Origin of the sequence: Collinsella sp. AF20-14LB, from assembly GCF_003459505.1 — a bacterium.
Lineage (GTDB): Bacteria > Actinomycetota > Coriobacteriia > Coriobacteriales > Coriobacteriaceae > Collinsella.
Genome location: NZ_QRWD01000008.1, coordinates 65,859 through 84,294 on the forward strand (window position 1 = coordinate 65,859; position 18,436 = coordinate 84,294).

Genomic DNA, 18,436 nt, shown 5'->3' on the forward strand with positions numbered 1-18,436 from the left:
CGAGATCATCCCCTTTCGATCTTTGGAACACTCAGGCGCACCATCAACGGAGATACGGCGCCCAAGACCACCAGCAGAGCGCCCGATGCGCCGACGACCTCTCCAAAAGGCATCGCGTTCGTCCCTCGCCCAAGAAACCCAATCGTCCCCACCTGGGAAGCGGGATCAAACGAGGCGAATGGAGCCAGCAGCGCGACGCCCATGCCCACGCTTTCAACATGAGCGCTCAACGAACCCAACACCAAGAGAACCGCGCAAACCATTCCGGTGACAACGGAGTTGCGGCTAATCGCTGCTGTCAACGCAGCGACGACGGAAATCACGCCGTATGCCATGACCAGCAACGGAATACTGCACAACACCGCCTCCCCCACCGTGGACGTTGTCGAAGCTCCCGCCCGAATGAGAGCGACGGGATACTCCGATCCACCCGCACCGTTCTTAATCACGGACACAACGACAGCGGGAACCATCGACACCAAAAGCAGCACCAAGCCAAGCAGGAGAGCCAGCGCAACAGCCGTCAGAAAACGCACATGCGCTGTTGCGGGGATCTGGAGAACCAGAAGGGAACGACACTGCAGGTGGGTGCACGCGAGCGATGTGACAACCACGGGCAACAGCAAAAATAAGGAGGGAAGCGCTGCCTGGAGATACGAAAGGAGGATTAATGGGGGCATCTTCGTACTTAACTCGTAAACCTTGGGGTCCGGCAAGCTCGCGATCGACTCAAGCAGAAGGGCGCGCGCCTCCGCACGAGAAGGAGTCTCCGGCTCGATTCCGATCGATTGCAGGAGAGTCGCATCTGCCGCGCCCAGCTCACCTCGAGCGCGCTCGTACGTCGCAAGGCTTCGAAACCCCTCCGCAGGCATAGGCGCGTACACGAAACCCGAAAGAGCATCCCGCATGTCTTCCAGGGCCGCTTTGCCCTCGACGTCCATATTCGCAGCGTTCTGCTCTAGATACCGATCTATTGAACGGAGCTCCCCATCCCTATACCGAACAGCGGAAACGTTATCAGCGTCAGGAAACATCTCGACCAGAGCCGGGGCCAGCATCGTCGTCGACATTGCAATCGCGCATACGGCGAGGGTAGGAGAACGCAGGAGCAGTTTCCCCATCGTTCTTACGTATGCAACGGCGAAGGCACAAGCGCTCGAACGAGTTGCCGTTCTCGATGCAGTGAAGGAACCTCTCTCAAGAAAAATCGGGGATATCGGGCACGCGCAGCCGCTCTTTCCAGCAACGCAAAGCAGGCTAATTGCCAGCACCTCGATCCCGATTGCGCATACGAGGGCAATCGCGCCACGCTCGAAGCAAAGTCCAGGCAGATTCACTATCTGCGTTGTCGGGTACGGGCTATAGGCGCCGACGGTCAACTCAGTGTTCGCATACGTAAGGGGATTCAACAGGGCGAACTCACGTAAAGCGATGGATCTTCCGTAATACCCGGGAACCATCGTCACCCCCATCAGGGCACATACGAACACGATTCCAAGCGTAGGGTTATTGGCAATCTTCACGGCAAGGTGAACGACAAGCGAGATGAACGCTGCCACCAAGAATTGCAAGATGGCCGTCTGCGCGAACACCAGCCAAGCCGGTTTGATAACCGGAGTCGCATATTGAATGTAGCCTATCGGATAGAACGGCGAGCCCGGGCCATTCTTCACAAGCGCGGCGATTATCCCTGGAAGATTGATGGCGAGGATGGCAAGCATTGCAAAAACACTCGCCCATACGCTCGATGCAACAAGTCTACCCAGCTCGCCCATCGGTGCCTGGATGATGAGCTTTTCACGTTTGTTAAGACGCGCGGCAAGGAACGAGACGGCAACGGCCGTTGCGACCCATAGCAAGTACTCCTTCGATCCGTCATAATAGGTGTACTCTCCATCCGATATCTGCAGAAACGGAAGTAGGGGAGAGAGCGGTGCCAAGATAAGACGTCCCGCGGCAAGAGGGTACAGAAGCGCGGGCATGCTTGATGAAGAGGTATAGACACCGTCCTCCCCCGCATTCACAAGCGCATCCGCATAGGATGCTGACAATTCCTGCTCAACACGGGTTATTCCCGACTCGAGGTATTCGACCCGTCCGTCGATGCCAGCCGCGCTCCTGAAGACGGGCAGAGCACAAAGAACCATCAACGCAACAACGACAACACAGAGCGACCTGGAGGAGAGAAGCGACCTAAAGATCGCCTTCGAGATTTTGAGCATATTCATCGCCAACCTTAACCTCATCCAGTCGGAACAGAAGGGCCGAACAAAATGCTCGGCCCTTATTACTTGCCGGCAAAGTCAATTTAACATAAACTGTTAAAAAGTAACCTGAGTTTTTAAATTCCTCGGAGGTTATTATGAGTTCCGACAATCGCACTCCCCGGCTTCATTCCTTCCGCATCGCATGTGCGATAGCCTCTGCGACCCTTTGCGCCACCGCCATCGCACAAGTGGCGTTCTCCTTAAAGCCAGCAATCGAAGTGCTCGACAACCCTGTAATTGCAGACTCCCCCGCGTATCCAGCCCTTGCGATCTCGACATTGGTCCCTGCCGTCATCGGTATCGCTACGACCATCCTCAGCGCCGTTCTCGTGTGGACGATCAAGAGCGCAGACCCCTTCAAGAAAGGGTCTGCGACATGCTTGAAGGTGCTCGGCATTCTCTTCGTTGTTCAAGCTGCCACCAGCCTCTACGCCGGCTCACTCAAAACCTCCGTTTCGATGTTTGGCGGCGAGGGGGCCGTCGGCGCCCAAGAGATCGCTTCATCATTCGATTGGACCTCTCTGGTTCTCGGCATCGTCCTGTTCATGCTTTCCCAGCTCTTCTTATACGCCCGAGAGCTGTACCTCGACTCCGACGAGATTGCGTAAGGAAACGCCATGCCCGTAATTGTTCGCCTCGACAAGATCATGGCCGAGCGAAAGATTTCCTCGAACGAACTTGCCGAAAGGATTGGAACCACGCCCGTGAACCTGTCCCGTATTAAAAAAGGGCATATTCGCGGCATTCGCTTCAACACACTCGAGCAGCTATGCCTCGCCCTTCGTTGCCAACCCGGAGACCTTCTCGAAGTCATGAGCGAAGAGGATGCCCGAAAGGAGTTCGGACTCGATTGGTCCGCCGAGGATTAGAGGGCGGTTGTACTCGCCCTGCACACGGGGATGCGAATCGGCGAGGTCTGCGGCCTTCGGTGGTGCGATGTGGATTTCGAGACGGGCCTGATCTCGATCAGACACTCGGTGGCGTACGCGAAGGGAATGGGTTCGTTCATCAAGGACACCAAGACCCATGACGCCAGGGGTATCCCCATCGACCCGGTCGGCCTACTCCCCTTCCTGAAGGAGACCCACGAGATCGACTGCGGAAAGCTGCGCTTGCGCGGCCTTACCGGGGCGGTCGAGATCGGGGACTGCTACATCCTGTCGGAGCCGGGCGCGACCTTCGCGACGACAAGCTATATCCGCAGGGCGTTCAAGACGTTCTCGGAGACCAACGGCCTCATGGGCACCAACGACGAGCTGATCACGCTCCACGGCCTTCGCCACACGTTCGCAACGCAGTGGATCCGCCAAGGCGGCGATATCAAGGCGCTCCAATCGATCCTCGGCCACAAGGACGCCATGGCGACGCTCAACGTCTACGCCGACATCGAGCCCATCTCCAAAATCCATAACATGCTGCGCGCCACGCCGTGCCTTTGGCGCGGGCACCTCGGGCCGAGGGTCGATCCGGGTCCCATGTTCCAACAGAGGATCCAGGAGTCCATCGAGACGCTCCAGGCGTTCGGCTACGGCATCACCGAGCCGGACGACCGAAATATCGCCATACGCGACGTGAAGACGAACAGTTGGCTCTAGCTCACCGAGTACGCGGCAGTGCTGGGCCCATCCCAACTGAGGTCACGGTGGTCCGATAGGGGCGCCGCCCGCGGCATGCGCCGCGGAGCGGTATCCCCTACCGAAGGGCGGGGATGCCCTCCGCTTCCAGTTCGGAATCAGCCGTCGGAGGCGTTCGGCTGACTGCGGGAACGGCCTGTCCGCTCAATGTGTTCGGCTGAGATCGGAAATCAACCCAACACGAGCCGGACACGCGCCAGACGGCTCTTCCCCGTACGGCCTTCCCCCTTACGCTCATGTTGCAGGCATGTAACACCGCAGCGAGCGCGCCTTTTTTGCGCCAGACAGGTACAATGATGAACACTGTACCGTAGCGGAGCGCCCCGCGCGCGCCGCAATCACGCGAAAGGGTTTCCCATGGCCGAGATCTCGTCCTCCCGTATCGTCATCACCGTCCTTGGCAAGAACCGCCCCGGCATCGTCGCCGGCGTCACCCGTGTCCTAGGCGAGGCCAACGTCGACATCCGCGACATCACGCAGTCCATTATCGAGGACATCTTCACCATGACCATGCTGGCCGATACCGCCGAGTCCAAGCTCGACTTCGCCGAGCTGCAGAAGGCGCTGGCCGAGGCCGGCGAGCTTTCGGGCGTCAACGTGTCCATCCAGCGCGAGGACGTCTTCAACTTTATGTACCGCCTGTAGCGAGCAAGCCGCTGGGGATAGCCTGACGCGCGCATGCCCATGCAAGTCACCCCGATGCGGCCCGGAGAGGAGCGCGCATGGCCTACGACGCCAAGAAAATCTATTACCGCTTCGATGACCACTTGAGCCGCCTGGTTCTGGATTACGAAGCAAGCCGCCAGATTTCGCCTGAGAGCGAAAGCCTCTACCACGGCCTGCCGACCGACCCTTATGACGAGGGCCTGTTTGTTGAGCACAATGTCAAGCGCGGCCTGCGCAATGCCGACGGCTCGGGCGTGGTCGCGGGCCTCACTCGCATCTCGGATGTGCACGGCTACAACAAGGTCGACGGAAAGGTCGTGCCCGATCAGGGCAAGCTCACGCTTCGCGGCTACAGCATCGAGGATCTGGTCAACAATGCCCAGGCCGAGAATCGCTACGGCTACGAGGAAGTCGCCTATCTGCTTATCACGGGTTCGCTGCCCAACAAGGAAGAGCTCGACGGCTTTTGCGAGCGCCTGGGCGCCTTTAGACATCTGAGCGACGAGTACGTCAAAGAGTTCCCTATGACCACGGTGTCGTCGAGCATCATGAACGTGCTCCAGCGCGCCGTGCTGCTGCTCTACGCCTTCGATGCCGAACCAGACGTGATCACGCCCGAGCATGAGATCGACGTGGCTATTTCCATGCTCGCACGTCTCCCGCGCATCGCCGCCTTCGCACACATGGCCTCGATCGCCAAGCTTCGCGGCTCCGAGGTTCACGTGCCGCACCCCACGCCCGGCCTCTCCACCGCCGAGACCATCCTGCAGGTGTTGCGCGGCGGCATGGCATTCAACCGCGACGAAGCCATGCTGCTCGACGTGATGCTCATGCTGCATGCAGAGCACGGCGGCGGCAACAACTCCACGTTTGCCTGCCGCGTGCTGTCCTCCTCGGCCACCGACCCGTATTCCGCCTACGCCGCGGCCATCGGCTCGCTCAAGGGCCCGCGCCACGGCGGCGCCAACGCCAAGGTCGTGTCCATGCACGAGGACATCCGTGCGCATGTCTCCAATTGGGAGGACGAGGACGAGGTCGCGGCCTACCTGGGCAAGATCCTCGACAAGCAGGCCTTCGACGGCACCGGCCTCATCTACGGCATGGGCCACGCCGTCTATACGCTGAGCGACCCGCGCGCCGAGGTCTGCCGCCGTTACGCGCGCTCGCTTGCCGCCAAGAAGGACTTGGGCGAGGAGTTCGCGCTCATCGAGCGCATCGAGCGCCTGGCCCCGCAGGTGATGCGCGACCACGGCATGACCAAGCCCATCTGCGCCAACATCGACCTGTACACGGGCTTTATTTACAAAATGCTCGGCGTGCCCGAGACGCTCTTTACGCCACTGTTCGCCGTCGCACGCATGGCAGGCTGGTCGGCACACCGCATGGAAGAGCTCTTCTGCGCGCATCGCATCATCCGTCCGGCCTACCGCCCGGTTATCGAGCAACTGGAATACAAACCGCTCGCCGACCGCTAACGCGCGGGCCTCTATAACTCTTGAGCGTGGCCAGGGCACCGCAGCCCTCGGCCACGCTTTTTATGCCAGTGGAAAGGACTGCAACAGATGATTGTGTTTTCCGATATGGACGGGACACTGCTGACAAGCGATAAGCAGATGAGCGATGCCACCTGGGCGATGCTCGACGAGCTCGCACGCCGCGGCATTGAGTTTGTGCCCTGCACCGGGCGTCCGCTTTCGGGCGTCTTTGAGCCGATCCTCGCCCACCCCGCCGTACACTATGCGGTCTGCGCCAATGGCGCCAGCGTCTGGCAGCTCGACGGCGACGCGCCCGCGTGCGCCTCGCGCGCCACCTGCATTTTGAGCCACCCGCTTGACCGCGACCTCGCCCACCGCATTCACCGCATTTCTGCCGACCACGACGTCACCTTCGATATCTTTGCCGACGGGCAGTGCTTTCTCCCCCGCGCCCTCTATGAGCGCCTAGACGAGTTCTGCGGTGGGGATCCTCACATCGCGGCTTCGCTCAGGCGCACGCGTACGCCGATCGACATCGACGCCGACGCCCAGATCGATAAGGTAGAAACCCTGGAGCGCATCGCGATGTACTGGCACGACCCCGCCGACCGCGACGCCATCGCCGCAGCGCTCAGCACGCTCCCAGGCATCGAGATCACGCGCTCGTACTCCATGAATATCGAGGTTATGGGCGAGGGCGCCACCAAGGGAACAGCCTTGACGTGGCTGTGCGAGCATCTGGGCGAGCCCCTTGCCGACGCTTGGGCCTTCGGCGACAACATCAACGATATCCCCATGCTGCAGGCAGCGGGTCACGGCATGGCCATGCTCAACGCCGAACCCGAGGACCGCGAGGCCGCCGACGCCGTGACCGAGTACGACAATGACCACGACGGCGTCGCCCGCACCATCATGGCCGCCCTCGCCTAGCCACATCCGGCAGTTAGGGACGTTCCTATTCTGCCGGCACCCTGGGACACTCCTTGGCGATGGTCATCGGGGACGTTCTTAAACGACTAGTCGCTGGGAGCAGTCTTTACGAATAGCCGCAAGGACTGTCCCCAGGTGCCAGACTAGGAAAGGCTGTCCAGCACGCGGCGCAATTCCTGTTGAACGGCGTGATCGCGGTTACAGCCGATGACGCGGTCGGCGACCGCCTTGAGCGCTGGACGCGCGTTTTGCATGGCGCAGCCCGTGCCCACAAAGCGAATGATCTCGTAGTCGTTCATCGAGTCGCCAAACGCCATGACCTCTTCGCGCTCAACGCCATAATGCTCCATGAGCTGTTCGATACCCGAAGCCTTGGACACACCCGGCTGCATGGCGTCGATCCACGCGTTGCCCGAAGGCGCGAAGGAGAACAGGCCACCAAGCTCGCGCTGCAGCACGTAGGCATTGTCCATCACGTTGCCGTCATCGCAGATAATCGAGGCCTTGATGATGTTCACATGTGGGTCGGGCAAGCCCCAAATGCGCTCGGCATTGGGCAGGTCCTTGTCGATCTCACGGACGAATTTATCCTCGTCGTCGAGCAAGAAGGACTTGGTGCGATCGAAGAGCGCCAGATGCATGTTGGGGAACATCTTGACCGTGCGCGCGAGTTTGCGAATCGCAAGATGCGAGTAGACTTCACGGTCGACCTCGACGCCGTCCGCATAGACCTGGGCGCCGTTGGCCGCGACAAAATCCATCTTGTCGACCACGGGCGCAAAGAACTCGCATAGGCGGTCGTAGCGGCGGCCCGACGACGCGGCAAAATGCACACCGCGCTCGCGCAGGGCGACAATCAGCTCATAGGTCTCGGGCGGGACCTGGCTGTTCTCGTCGAGCAGCGTACCGTCCATATCCGAAGCAATCAGTTTAATCATGAAAAAGCTCCTTTCGGGCTTGATGGAATCAGACATATATCCAAACCCACCGTACCCAAAAGGAGCTCGTCCAAGCCTGGGACAGCAAAAGGATTACCGGAAGCTGGCACGGGGCTCACATGCGTGGCCCAGGCAAGCGTGCCTGCATCACGAGCAATCAGCCAAAGAGTGTCCCGGGCAACTAGTCGTTTAAGAACGTCCCCGATGACTAGTCTCGCGGTGAATTCTCGCGTCGCGTCACAAAGGCAGGAAAAGGACGCCCCCTCTAAGGAAGCGCCCCGGGTTTGAATTCAAAAGGGCTGCCTACTTGCGTTTCCAGAGATCGGCATCACTAGTGGGCATGTCGCCATCCTCGAACTCGCCCAGATAGGTGTAGTGGTGGTAGCGCTCCCCGTCGTACTCATAGCCCGTATAGTCGTAGCCCCTTTGGGTGACGCCTTGGTAGGGTTTGAACTCGGCCTCCGCCTCTTCCTTGGTGTAATCGTCGGCATCGAACCAAATGCCCTCGGTCTTATCGTTGCCCCAACCGAGCTTCTTAGCCTTGAAAACATGCCTCATAGTGTTCGCTCCTCCATCAACGGCGACCCTCAACAGGCTAATTGTACCTTGAGAATTCCTTGAACAATTCAGTCGAGCACGGCATGGGGGCACAGTTCCCCTGACGGAGCAGGCGCTCCCGCGCTGCTTCTTCGAGCCGCGGCTCCAGAACTCCTGTTGGCTGCGCTCCCTACGACGGCGGTTGTGCAGTAACTCACATCGCAGTGCGGACACTTGACCTTGCCGATGAAGCAGCAGGTGTTGAGCGACTTGTTGGCGAGCGCCCCAGCTCGCTTCAGCGCTGCAGGCGAGCAGCAGCACCTCGAAGTCGGGGTCTTCGGCGTAGCGGTAGGCACCGCATTTGGCGAGGTCTGCGCCGGAGTAGGCCTCTATGTCCATCATCAGCGTCTTCATGCGCGCTCCAAACGAAGAGGAGCGGCGGCTCCTTGGTCGCCGCCGCCCCGTGGGCTCCCTACTTGCCGAGCGCCCTCATGCGCTCGGCGTGGTACTCCTCGTCGCGGTTAGCCGCAGCCTCGCGACGCTTCTCTTCCCTGTGGTCGCGCACGATGGTCTGCACGCCGATGACCGTCCAGGTCAGCACGGACAGGCAGTAGCAGCCGAACAGCACGTCGAGGATAATGGTCGTGATCGCCTCCATGTCCTTCACCTCCCCTCTAGTTCAGGAAGTCGTCGTTATCTGCGGCGGCGAAGTCGGCCTCCGGGCTGGCCTTGCCGCCCAGCGGCTCACCGGGGCGGATCAGCTGCAGGTTGTTCAGGCCGCAGGCGATGCCACGGTTGCCGTTGGTGTTGAAAGCGTAGAGGTTGATGCTCGCGCGACCGTAGACGCCCGAGTAGACCTCGGATCGGCTGAGCACCGGGTTGAGGTCGGCGTCGACGATGCCGGGTGCGGTGGCGGAGTTTGCGTTGATGAAGTAGGAGTTGGCGTAGGCCGGGTCGTCCGGGCGCTCCACGTCGCCGTCGCGCAGCGGCGTCTTGATGGAGGACAGCGGCGGCACGCTGCGGCTGCTGCCCTTGAGCTTTGCCTGCCCCTCGGCGTATGCAGCCACGATGGCGGTCTTGACCTTCTCGACGGTGCGCGTGTCGGCCTTGGGGATGATCAGGCTCACGGAGTACTTGGGGGTGCCCCCGTTGATGGACTTGGGCTCCCAGATGTTGGCGTAGCTCCAGCGGGTGTCCGGGCCGGTGATGACCTTCATGGGGTTCTTGGTTGCGTTGTTAGCCATTGTTGGCTCCTTCCGTATCGTTGTCGTTGAAATCGTTCTTTGCGTTGTTTATGGGCGGCCTCTTGTCGGAGAGGGGCACGAGGACGAGCTTGCCCTGCGGCTTCTTTACCAGGCCGCCGAGCACCTCGTCGAAGCGGCGCTTGCCCAGCATCTTCTGCATGGCGGCGATGCCGAGCAGCCTCCTCTCTGAATCCGAATCATGTATGCCCTGGCCGCCCAGCGCCTCGGCCACCTGGTCTACGACCGCGTCAATGCAGCTGGTAGCGCCCTTGATTTCGCGGATGGCTGCGATGATCTCCTCGTTCGTCACCTTCTTGTCCTTTCTCCTCGGATTGGCTTTGCTTTGCCAGGGCTTCGAGCTGCCCTGTCAGACGCGTCGACACTCGGCTTATCGAGGCCGGCACGTCCGCTGCCTCCTGGGCAGGGCTCTTGTTCGTCGTGGGCATGTGGTTCACCTCCTCGGGTCGTGCCCTTCGTCATCCCCTGGAGGCGGGCCACGCCGGTTGACGAAGAAGGACGAAAATTCGTGTAGAAAAAGGGCCCAGCTACCCGTGTGCAGCCGGGGCGAGGGGCTAGAGGACGTCGGGATATTCCTGGGCCAGTCGCTCGCGGGCCTTGGCGAGACGTGAACGCAGCGTGGTGCGCGAGATGCCAAGCTCAGCTGCAATGGCGGACTCGGCAAGGCCCTGCTCGCGCAGGATGCCGACCTTGATGGCCTCCGGCATGATCTGGGCGAGATCGTGCAGAAGACCTGACAGCTCGTCGAAATCGGCGACGATGTCCTCGATGTTGGGGGCGGTGTCTTCGAGCGTGTCGAACAGCGAGAGCTCGCTGCTGGTCTCGGCAATCTCCTGGTCGAGCGAAAGAACGTCGCCCGCGCGGCGGAACTCGCAGCTCAGACAGTCTGCATCACACAGCCAGAAGCGGTTCTTGGGGCAGACGCAGCGCCCGTGGTACTGCATGCGTTTGCGGGTGGCGTCACACTCGCGGATGTAGGGGCGGTAGGTTTCCTCGTCGACTTCCACCCACTGGCAAGTGGACTTGAGGTAGATGCGATGGGTCTTGGAACGGTTGTCTCGGGCTTTCATTGTTTGTCTCCTCTTGGCTCGGAAGCCGAAGCGGAGATCGCCCGAATGAATCTGTCAGACAGATGCGCGGCATGGGTCACCTCGTGCGGATTTCTCCGCCCCGGCTTGGTGACCAGCCATTCGCCGCTGGTGCATTATTGATTTGTCTGCTCGGATAACGCCTGCGAATGCATCGATATGGCCATAGCGATGAGCCGCTATCCGAGCTGTACGATGCAGTGCAAATTGCGAAGTGATATTTTGCGTTCGCAAACATCAAAACCGCGTCCGCAACAAGCGGTGGTAGAATAGAAAGGTCTCTAAAACTCCTGTGACCGCCGTTGTGCTGTGGCGAGCGGTTCGCAACCGCACAGCTCGTATGTTCTGGAGTCTAGGGACGCACGGCCCTCAAAGCGTTACCGAAAGGTTCGGCAGAGGTTCGGCAAAGGTTCGGAGCGCAGGTGGGAGGTGCTAGATGACCGATTTCGTATTCTCGGAGTACGTTCGGGCCATCAAAGCTGTCTGGAAAGGCAAGCCGAAATCCGACCCCCACATCATCACCGTGTTGTACAGCGTCATCTCCCAGACAATGGAGCTAGATGGCAAGGGCGACTATTACATCGAGTGCTCGAAATCTCGGGCCTCAGAGATCATGAATCGCCATGCAAATCCACACGAAGAGATACGGCGTTATTCGCAGGAGCCGCTCGTGCGACAGGAGATAGTGCCGTTTTTCGAGCGCGAAATAATCAGCGAGCTGTTCCCGACGAAGATCCAAGAGCTTCGGGCAGTGATTGCGGACATGATCGCCAACTCCGACATCTTTCCAGAGCGCAAACAGGCGCTTCACGCACTCAGCTCAAACGGCACGCTCGCCCAGTTTCTCTCCGAAGCCTACATCGAGGTTCTCCAACGGAATAACGTCGAAGAACCTGAAACGGCTGGCAAGGCGGCAGAAAGTGAATCTATACGATTCCCGAGGCTCGAGTCGGTGCAGCCACCCGATACTCCATCCGCAGACGAGCATCGCTACATCGATGCTCTGATGGATGCGTATGGAGAGGACGAGGGTGTGGAGGGCTTCACAGTCGAGTCCCTCGCCACTCATGGGAAGCACAAGAAGCACTACGACCGTATGCGACAGGATTATTACGCCGCAGAGTCTGTGAACCGTGGAATGAGGGACGCCTTCGCCGAATGGGAGGACGACGAGTTCCGCGTCTTCGAGGAGGAAATCTACGAGGGGGTCGTCGACACCTATGAAGACGACTACCACAACGGAATGGCGCGTCTTAGAGAGGTGCTCAAACAGGCGTCGCAAGTGTCCGTCCAGAGGAGCTGGTTGAGCCGCGATACCGACTGGATTGGTGCAGCCCAGAAGAAGGGGGTCTGCCACTTCCTCGTCAACGACGGGAGGCTTGAAGGATGGGTCGATAAGGATGAGTAGAATCTTCAACACGCGGTTCGAACTCTCCCTTCGAGTCCTCACCCTCCTCAATGTTTCCAAAATTGCCCTCGATTTGGAGACAACATACGTAGTGGACTTCGTCGCCACGTATGGGAGGACTTTCTCCATCTCCGACATCAACCTCAACGGGGACAACCAATTCAAGTTCAGCGAGTTCGCGGTGCGTCGTGAGATAGTGCGAGCCGCGTTGAAGGAGCTCGTGCTCAAAGGTTATGCGCAGCCCATAGTGGCTGGTGACGGTATCGGGTACGTCCCAACGAAGGCAGGCTCGGCGTACTTCGAGTCCCTCCAGACGGCGTATGCGACGTCGTATGCCGCATGTGCGCACAAGGCTTTCGCTTACGTGGCCGAGCGCGGCCTGCAGCCACTGATTGACGAGATAAACCGGCTCTCGCGGAGGTCGGCGACGGAGGTGCGGAAATGAACGACTTTTATGTCAAAGAGATCAGGGCAACGGGCGATGGCGTGGAGGACTCGTTCGTAGAATTCCAACCGGGCGTCAACATAATCCACGGCCCATCTAACACTGGCAAGACTTACGTCGTCATGTGCATCGACTATATGCTCGGCGCGGACAACCCTCCTATGGATAAGGCGTCGTCCGGCATAGACACCATTTCAATGACGCTCGAGAACCCAGACGGCGATACCTTCTATGCGGAGCGGAAGGTATTGGAAGCCGAAGAAGGTTCGAAGGCAGACACGACCATCACCATACGCACCTCGCTCGATTGCATCGAAAACGGTGTATGGCGCGTTAAGGGAAGCCCCGGACAGGAAAGCTACAACAGCACTGTTCTGCCTCGCCTGTTAGGTGTGGAGGAACCGGTTCAAATTATTAGCACCCAGCAACTGAGAAAGCAGCAATTCACCTTCCGCACGTTCGTCCACCAGATGTTCCTCGACGAGGAGCACATCTTTACAACCAAGACGATAATCGACAACCCCAAGCACCCGAGCATCACGGCGAGCATCAACGCACTGTCGTTTCTCCTTACCGGGCATGCCGACGACGGGGAGCAAATAGAGACGGTGGAGATGAAACGCGCTAAAAAGGGTGCTGTCGTCAAATACATACGCCACGTCATGGAGAACTTCGAGCATCGCCAGGCCGAGCTTCAGGAAGAACTGGAGAAGATAGGCGGCGAGGACATCGAGGAGCGCATGAGCGAAATCCTCGCCGAAATCGGCGAGGTCGATGCTCTCATGGCTGAGGTCAACAGACAGATGCGGGACTTGCAAATCACGATCACCTCAGATGCCGAAGATTTGGAAGAAACGTCAGTCCTCCTTGACAGATATCGGATGCTCCGTAGCCAATACGAGGCAGACGTCGAACGCCTCATGTTCATAGCCGAAGGCGACGCGCATGACGCCGCGACATATGTCGAGAAGTGTCCGTTCTGCGACCACGAGATAGAGCGTGAGGAAGACAGAGCGTCGTACGCTGAGTCGTCCAGGGCGGAGTTGGAGAAGACTCGCAGGCGATTGGAAGACCTCGAGAGCGCTGAGGCCGAGGCTGCAGAACTCGTCTCTGAGCTGGAATCATCGATAGCAGAGCTCAAGGCGCAACGCGAGAGCCTCGCCGCTCGCATCAATCGCGAGTACAGGCCGAAGTCCCTGGAATTGCACGACGCACTCGGTGCCTATCGGCGCGTCATCGAACTGCGCCGAGAGCTCGATCTGATGGTCAGCCAACTCGAGGTGCTCAGCCAAGACATAGACGAGACCGAGAACGAAGACGAATCGCAGGAGAAGTACGACGCCAAGAAACACTTCGACGAGATACTGTTCACACACCTTAGCGAGGCGGTGAGCGAAGCCATCAAGGACTGCGCATATCCTGGATTCAAGACCGCAAAGATCTCGAAGCAGTCATTCGACATCCTGGTGAACAACAAGCCCAAGAAGAGCGAGGGCAAGGGGTACCGGGCCTACCTCAACACCATCTACGCGTTCACCCTCATGAAATTCATCGAGGCGAACGGCGTTCATCGGCCCAGAATGCTCATCTTGGACTCGCCGAGCCTCTCGCTAACGGAGAGCTCCGAGGTGCTGATAGACAGCAGCATGAAGTCTGCCCTCTACCGTCACATGCTGAGAGACTGCGGTGGCTGCCAGGTAATCATCGCCGAAAACGAGATTCCAACCGGCGTCGACTATGACGGAGCGCGCCTCATCCACTTCACCATGAGCGACGAAGGTCGGTATGGCTTTTTGAGGCACGTTCGCAATGGAGACATGATTGAAGACCCAGAACCGGAAGGGGAAGAGTCCTGATGGCGAGAAAGATTAGCTACAACAGGCTCTGGAAGCTGTTGATTGATAAGAGCATGACGCGTAAAGACCTCCGCACGGTCAGCGGTGTCAGCACTTCTTCCATCGCGAAGCTTGGACGCGGTGACAACATCACAACCGGTGTGCTCATCAAGATTTGCGATGCGCTCGAATGCGAGCTCGAGGACATCATGGAGCTTGTTCCGTGCGAGACCGTGGAGGAAGAGTAATGTCCAAAACACGATTGCAGCTCACTTGGTACAACAAGGACAAGGCACTCATCCCAACGGAGACCGGCCAATATGGCTATACGTGGGTTGAGCCGAACGATCCCCGCTATTGCGAGACCCATATGCTCGTCGTTGATGAGTTCGTACAGGGCAAGCAGGCTCCGAAGACAAATGAGTTTACCTATTCTGAGCGGGCAGACCTGCCTCCGCAGGATGACAACCTGCTCGTACTGGGCGAGTCGGGCGACGTACTTGAAGCGCTGGCTCGTGTGCCCGAACTGGCCGCCGAAGACGCCTTTGCAAATCAGGCCTGGGGCTACTTAATAGCCTACGAGGACGATATAGCCAAGTCGGATTCGTGGGATGACCTCAAAACACTTGCTCAGCCGGTTAGCAACACGTTGTAGGCGGCCAAGGCAGGAGGAAGGTGACAAAGCCATGGACATGCAATTCACATGGATAGGCTATTACACAGAGCTGGCGGATAAGCTGCTTCCTTACCGTAATGATCGGCAAGCGCTTATTTCCAAGCTGCGGGAGACCTACGTCCAAATCGACATGAAGTTCCCGAAACTTGACAGCACGGACGTGCCTGCGGACATCGACCCGTTCACGGTGTTCGGTCTCTTCAACAAGGGCCTTTCGAATGCAAACCGAATGAAGATCGCCGCTGGCTTTGCGCATTCCTTCGGAATCAAGGCAGACCAGCCTGCCGATTTCGACGGAATCCCTGTGGTGATGGCCCTCAACGCGACGTTTTATGCATTCACCGGCGACAAGCGACGCGGTGAGCATGACATCGACAACCTCTGGCGGGTCTTCGAGGCGCAGCTCGCACTCGCCGACAACGACAATGAGCAGACCAGGGCAGAGTTCGTTTCTGCTTATAACGACGCCGTCACCCAGTTCAGCTTGGGCTGGAAGCTCAGCATGGGCCTCTACTGGGCACGCCCCCTCACGTTCATCAACCTGGATTCACGTAACCGGTGGTTCATGGGCGACATATCGGCAGCTGGCCCCACCGTGGCACAGGTAGCCCCGAAAGAAAAAGACACTCCCATCCACGACGGCGAGGCCTACCTCGCCATATGCGACACCATACGGTCGCAACTCGGCACCGAGGCCTGCCCCTATACCAGCTTCCCGGAGCTTTCTAGTGCCGCCTTCGACGAGTCGGAGCGCGTCAACAAGGAGAAAAAGGCCGCTTCGAAGAAGACGGAGCAGGAGGCACAGGCCAATGCCCTGGGCGATGCCGACGTCGAGACGACCCACTGCTGGCTCTATGCGCCAGGAGAGGGCGCGGGAATGTGGGACGAGTTCTACGAGCACGGCATCATGGGCTTGGGCTGGTACGAGCTCGGCGATCTGACGGACTACGCCTCCAAGGAGGACATGCGCCAGAAACTGCTCGAGGTTCGAGGCGGCGGCACCTCCCAGAAGAACTCGGCGCATGCCGTCTGGCAGTTCGCGCACGACATCAAACCTGGCGATGTAGTCTTCGCCAAGCGGGGGCGCACCGAGATACTGGGGCGCGGCGTCGTGACTGGCGACTACGAGTACGATGCTGACGGTGGGCACTACCCGCATGTGCGTGCGGTCGAGTGGGATGCCAAGGGCTGCTGGCACATGGACGAGATGTTCGCCATGAAGACGCTCACCGACGTCACCGACTATCCGGACTTCGTCGCGAAGATCGAGGCGTTCTTCGAGGACGCTGAGGAGCCAGAGGACGAACCGGAAGAGCGCGCGGTGGAGTACCCGCCCTACAGCCGCGAAGACTTCCTTTCCGAGGTCTACATGGACGAGGGACAGTACGACACGCTCGTGGGCGTGCTCGGTTCCAAGAAGAACATCATCCTGCAGGGCGCTCCGGGCGTGGGCAAGACCTATGTGGCCAAGCGCCTCGCGTACTCCATCATGGGCATGAAGGACGTCCAGCGCGTCCAGATGGTGCAGTTCCACCAGAGCTACTCCTACGAGGACTTCATCGAGGGCTACCGCCCTTCCGCCAGTGGCTTCGAGCTGGTGAAGGGCGCATTCTACACCTTCTGCAAACGAGCCGCCGAGGACGACGGCAACGACTACTTCTTCATCATCGACGAGATAAACCGTGGCAACCTCTCCAAGATATTCGGCGAGCTGTTCATGCTCATCGAGAACGATAAGCGCGGCGTGAAAAACAAGCTGCAGCTGCTGTATTCGCGCGAGCTGTTCCACGTGCCCGCGAACGTCCATATCATTGGCATGATGAACACCGCCGACCGCTCGCTGGCCATGCTCGACTACGCACTGCGCCGCCGCTTCGCCTTCTTCGACCTGAAGCCAGGGCTCGCCACCGAAGGCTTCCGCGAGTACCGCGACTCGCTTTCCAACCCCAAGTTCGACGCACTCGTGCAGCGGGTGGAGCAGCTGAACGGGGCGATTGCCGACGACGAGTCACTTGGCGAGGGCTTCCTCATCGGGCACAGCTACTTCTGCAACATGGAGCCGGACGAGTGCGACGACGCCAAGCTCTCGGCCATCGTTGAGTACGAGCTCATCCCGATGCTGAAGGAGTACTGGTTCGACGAGCCGCTCAAGGTTCGCGACTGGTCTGACCGCTTGAGGCAGGCGCTTCGTTGATACACATCCAGAACATCTACCACATGCTCGCCTATGCCTTCCAGGTGCTCAACGAGCGCGGCTACCGCGACGTGGCGACCGAGGGCTTCGACAACGCGGCGGAGCTCTGCGCCGCTATCCTCGAGCGCGGCATCGCCAGCCAGGTGAAGCGCGGCCTGGGGCGCGAGTACGTGGGGCGCACCGAAGCGCTCAGCTCGCTGCGGGGCAAGATTGAGGTCACCGAGTCGGTGAAGACCCAGGCGTTCCTGAAAAGCCAGATGGTGTGCTCCTACGACGAGTTCTCCGTGGACTCGACGATGAACCGCGTCATCAAGGCGACGGTCGAGCTGCTGCTGCGCGGCGACATCTCCAAGACGCGCAAGAAGGCCCTCAAGAAACTCATGGTCTACTTCGCCGACGTGGAGCCGATCGACCTGCACCTGGTGGACTGGAACATGCGATACGACCGCAACAACCAGACCTACCGCATGCTCATGAGCGTGTGCTGGCTGGTAGTCAAGGGCCTGCTGCAGACGCAGGCCGACGGCAGTTCGCGCCTTATGGACTTCTTCGACGAGCAGCGCATGAGCCGCCTGTACGAGAAGTTCATCCTCGAGTACTACCGCAGGGAGCACCCCAGGCTGCGTGCCGAGGCATCCTACATCAACTGGGCGCTGGACGATGGATTCTCCAACATGCTGCCCGCCATGAAGAGCGACATCACGCTCTCGCGGGGCGGCGACGTGCTCATCATCGACGCGAAGTACTACACGCATACGTTGCAGGAGAACTGGGATACTCGCACCATCCACTCGAACAACCTGTACCAGATCTTCACCTACGTGAAGAACAAGGAGGCCGAGCTTGCGGGCGGGCCGCACGAGGTGAGCGGCATGCTGCTCTATGCCAAGACCGACGAGGACACCCAGCCCGACGGCACCTACCAGATGAGCGGCAACCAGATCAGCGTGCGCACGCTCGACCTGAACCTGCCCTTCGAACAGATCGCGACCCAGCTCGACGCGATAGCCGAGCAGCACTTCGCCAAGAAGGTGGTTGCAGTATGAAAAGCCGCGAGGACCGTCCCCAACTGCCGGCCCAA

At 59.5% G+C, this 18,436-nt stretch carries 20 protein-coding genes; 13 read left to right on the plus strand and 7 right to left on the minus strand.

Translation table 11 applies throughout. The features are described from left to right. Window positions 1-5: 5 nt before the first annotated feature. The gene (locus DWX63_RS05620; protein ID WP_158559623.1) at window positions 6-2,222 is read right to left on the minus strand and encodes a hypothetical protein; all 2,217 of its coding nucleotides are present in this window, start codon (window positions 2,220-2,222) and stop codon (window positions 6-8) included. Between the two features lie 140 nt (window positions 2,223-2,362). Here DWX63_RS05620 and DWX63_RS11115 point away from each other — a divergent pair, with 140 nt between their 5' ends. From DWX63_RS11115 to DWX63_RS05655, 6 genes are all read left to right on the plus strand, one after another. Next, window positions 2,363-2,875 carry a hypothetical protein gene (locus DWX63_RS11115; protein ID WP_147336061.1) on the plus strand — a complete coding sequence of 171 codons (513 nt, stop codon included), beginning with the start codon at window positions 2,363-2,365 and terminating at the stop codon, window positions 2,873-2,875. A 9-nt stretch (window positions 2,876-2,884) separates the two neighbouring features. Next, entirely contained in the window at window positions 2,885-3,136 is a 252-nt protein-coding gene (locus DWX63_RS05635) for a helix-turn-helix transcriptional regulator (protein WP_006235292.1), read from the plus strand. A gap of 18 nt (window positions 3,137-3,154) precedes the next feature. Beyond that, the gene (locus DWX63_RS05640) at window positions 3,155-3,862 is read left to right on the plus strand and encodes a site-specific integrase (protein WP_255413238.1); all 708 of its coding nucleotides are present in this window, start codon (window positions 3,155-3,157) and stop codon (window positions 3,860-3,862) included. Between the two features lie 396 nt (window positions 3,863-4,258). Next, window positions 4,259-4,546: an ACT domain-containing protein gene (locus DWX63_RS05645; protein ID WP_006235289.1), complete on the plus strand. Its 288-nt coding sequence runs from the start codon at window positions 4,259-4,261 to the stop codon at window positions 4,544-4,546. 77 nt (window positions 4,547-4,623) lie between these two features. Continuing rightward, the gene (locus tag DWX63_RS05650; protein WP_117843077.1) at window positions 4,624-6,042 is read left to right on the plus strand and encodes a citrate synthase; all 1,419 of its coding nucleotides are present in this window, start codon (window positions 4,624-4,626) and stop codon (window positions 6,040-6,042) included. Window positions 6,043-6,129: 87 nt separating this feature from the next. Further along, window positions 6,130-6,972 (plus strand): Cof-type HAD-IIB family hydrolase, encoded by an 843-nt coding sequence (locus DWX63_RS05655; RefSeq protein ID WP_117843078.1) that lies wholly within the window; start codon window positions 6,130-6,132, stop codon window positions 6,970-6,972. A gap of 143 nt (window positions 6,973-7,115) precedes the next feature. Here DWX63_RS05655 and DWX63_RS05660 read toward each other — a convergent pair whose 3' ends face one another. The 6 genes from DWX63_RS05660 to DWX63_RS05685 form a co-directional block, all read right to left on the minus strand. Further along, entirely contained in the window at window positions 7,116-7,910 is a 795-nt protein-coding gene (locus DWX63_RS05660; RefSeq protein ID WP_117843079.1) for a Cof-type HAD-IIB family hydrolase, read from the minus strand. A gap of 303 nt (window positions 7,911-8,213) precedes the next feature. Further along, window positions 8,214-8,468, minus strand: coding sequence for a hypothetical protein (locus tag DWX63_RS05665; RefSeq protein ID WP_117843080.1), 255 nt, complete (start codon window positions 8,466-8,468; stop codon window positions 8,214-8,216). Between the two features lie 451 nt (window positions 8,469-8,919). Further along, the gene (locus tag DWX63_RS05670) at window positions 8,920-9,105 is read right to left on the minus strand and encodes a hypothetical protein (RefSeq protein WP_117843081.1); all 186 of its coding nucleotides are present in this window, start codon (window positions 9,103-9,105) and stop codon (window positions 8,920-8,922) included. Between the two features lie 16 nt (window positions 9,106-9,121). Further along, the gene (locus tag DWX63_RS05675) at window positions 9,122-9,691 is read right to left on the minus strand and encodes a DUF2815 family protein (RefSeq protein ID WP_117843082.1); all 570 of its coding nucleotides are present in this window, start codon (window positions 9,689-9,691) and stop codon (window positions 9,122-9,124) included. Then, window positions 9,684-10,001 (minus strand): DUF2800 domain-containing protein, encoded by a 318-nt coding sequence (locus tag DWX63_RS05680; protein WP_117843083.1) that lies wholly within the window; start codon window positions 9,999-10,001, stop codon window positions 9,684-9,686. Before DWX63_RS05680 ends, DWX63_RS05675 begins: the two co-directional genes overlap by 8 nt. A 262-nt stretch (window positions 10,002-10,263) precedes the next feature. Then, window positions 10,264-10,779: a bacterio-opsin activator gene (locus DWX63_RS05685; RefSeq protein WP_117843084.1), complete on the minus strand. Its 516-nt coding sequence runs from the start codon at window positions 10,777-10,779 to the stop codon at window positions 10,264-10,266. Window positions 10,780-11,233: 454 nt separating this feature from the next. Between DWX63_RS05685 and DWX63_RS05690 the strand changes: the two genes are divergently transcribed. From DWX63_RS05690 to mcrC, 7 genes are read left to right on the plus strand one after another with little or no spacing between them, the layout of a single operon-like run. Continuing rightward, complete coding sequence (locus DWX63_RS05690; RefSeq protein WP_117843085.1) at window positions 11,234-12,205, plus strand: ABC-three component system protein; 972 nt, start codon at window positions 11,234-11,236, stop codon at window positions 12,203-12,205. Then, the gene (locus DWX63_RS05695) at window positions 12,198-12,650 is read left to right on the plus strand and encodes an ABC-three component system middle component 2 (protein WP_117843086.1); all 453 of its coding nucleotides are present in this window, start codon (window positions 12,198-12,200) and stop codon (window positions 12,648-12,650) included. The genes DWX63_RS05690 and DWX63_RS05695 overlap by 8 nt, the downstream gene beginning before the upstream one ends. Continuing rightward, on the plus strand, window positions 12,647-14,506 hold the full coding sequence (locus DWX63_RS05700) for an ATP-binding protein (protein WP_117843087.1): 1,860 nt from the start codon (window positions 12,647-12,649) through the stop codon (window positions 14,504-14,506). Before DWX63_RS05695 ends, DWX63_RS05700 begins: the two co-directional genes overlap by 4 nt. Continuing rightward, on the plus strand, window positions 14,506-14,733 hold the full coding sequence (locus DWX63_RS05705) for a helix-turn-helix transcriptional regulator (RefSeq protein ID WP_117843088.1): 228 nt from the start codon (window positions 14,506-14,508) through the stop codon (window positions 14,731-14,733). The genes DWX63_RS05700 and DWX63_RS05705 overlap by 1 nt, the downstream gene beginning before the upstream one ends. Then, a complete protein-coding gene (locus tag DWX63_RS05710; RefSeq protein ID WP_117843089.1) occupies window positions 14,733-15,140 on the plus strand; it encodes a hypothetical protein in 408 nt (135 codons plus the stop codon). The genes DWX63_RS05705 and DWX63_RS05710 overlap by 1 nt, the downstream gene beginning before the upstream one ends. Before the next feature lie 31 nt (window positions 15,141-15,171). Continuing rightward, window positions 15,172-17,355, plus strand: coding sequence for an AAA family ATPase (locus DWX63_RS05715; protein WP_199411112.1), 2,184 nt, complete (start codon window positions 15,172-15,174; stop codon window positions 17,353-17,355). Continuing rightward, a complete protein-coding gene (mcrC, locus tag DWX63_RS05720) occupies window positions 17,352-18,401 on the plus strand; it encodes a 5-methylcytosine-specific restriction endonuclease system specificity protein McrC (RefSeq protein ID WP_117843090.1) in 1,050 nt (349 codons plus the stop codon). Before DWX63_RS05715 ends, mcrC begins: the two co-directional genes overlap by 4 nt. Window positions 18,402-18,436 lie beyond the last annotated feature (35 nt).

Bases quoted from the DNA above. Each gene is read 5' to 3' on its own strand.
- DWX63_RS05620 (WP_158559623.1), bottom strand. From the start codon at position 2,222: ATGCTCAAAATCTCGAAGGCGATCTTTAGGTCGCTTCTCTCCTCCAGG.
- DWX63_RS11115 (WP_147336061.1), top strand. From the start codon at position 2,363: ATGAGTTCCGACAATCGCACTCCCCGGCTTCATTCCTTCCGCATCGCA.
- DWX63_RS05635 (WP_006235292.1), top strand. From the start codon at position 2,885: ATGCCCGTAATTGTTCGCCTCGACAAGATCATGGCCGAGCGAAAGATT.
- DWX63_RS05645 (WP_006235289.1), top strand. From the start codon at position 4,259: ATGGCCGAGATCTCGTCCTCCCGTATCGTCATCACCGTCCTTGGCAAG.
- DWX63_RS05650 (WP_117843077.1), top strand. From the start codon at position 4,624: ATGGCCTACGACGCCAAGAAAATCTATTACCGCTTCGATGACCACTTG.
- DWX63_RS05655 (WP_117843078.1), top strand. From the start codon at position 6,130: ATGATTGTGTTTTCCGATATGGACGGGACACTGCTGACAAGCGATAAG.
- DWX63_RS05660 (WP_117843079.1), bottom strand. From the start codon at position 7,910: ATGATTAAACTGATTGCTTCGGATATGGACGGTACGCTGCTCGACGAG.
- DWX63_RS05665 (WP_117843080.1), bottom strand. From the start codon at position 8,468: ATGAGGCATGTTTTCAAGGCTAAGAAGCTCGGTTGGGGCAACGATAAG.
- DWX63_RS05670 (WP_117843081.1), bottom strand. From the start codon at position 9,105: ATGGAGGCGATCACGACCATTATCCTCGACGTGCTGTTCGGCTGCTAC.
- DWX63_RS05675 (WP_117843082.1), bottom strand. From the start codon at position 9,691: ATGGCTAACAACGCAACCAAGAACCCCATGAAGGTCATCACCGGCCCG.
- DWX63_RS05685 (WP_117843084.1), bottom strand. From the start codon at position 10,779: ATGAAAGCCCGAGACAACCGTTCCAAGACCCATCGCATCTACCTCAAG.
- DWX63_RS05690 (WP_117843085.1), top strand. From the start codon at position 11,234: ATGACCGATTTCGTATTCTCGGAGTACGTTCGGGCCATCAAAGCTGTC.
- DWX63_RS05695 (WP_117843086.1), top strand. From the start codon at position 12,198: ATGAGTAGAATCTTCAACACGCGGTTCGAACTCTCCCTTCGAGTCCTC.
- DWX63_RS05700 (WP_117843087.1), top strand. From the start codon at position 12,647: ATGAACGACTTTTATGTCAAAGAGATCAGGGCAACGGGCGATGGCGTG.
- DWX63_RS05705 (WP_117843088.1), top strand. From the start codon at position 14,506: ATGGCGAGAAAGATTAGCTACAACAGGCTCTGGAAGCTGTTGATTGAT.
- DWX63_RS05710 (WP_117843089.1), top strand. From the start codon at position 14,733: ATGTCCAAAACACGATTGCAGCTCACTTGGTACAACAAGGACAAGGCA.
- DWX63_RS05715 (WP_199411112.1), top strand. From the start codon at position 15,172: ATGGACATGCAATTCACATGGATAGGCTATTACACAGAGCTGGCGGAT.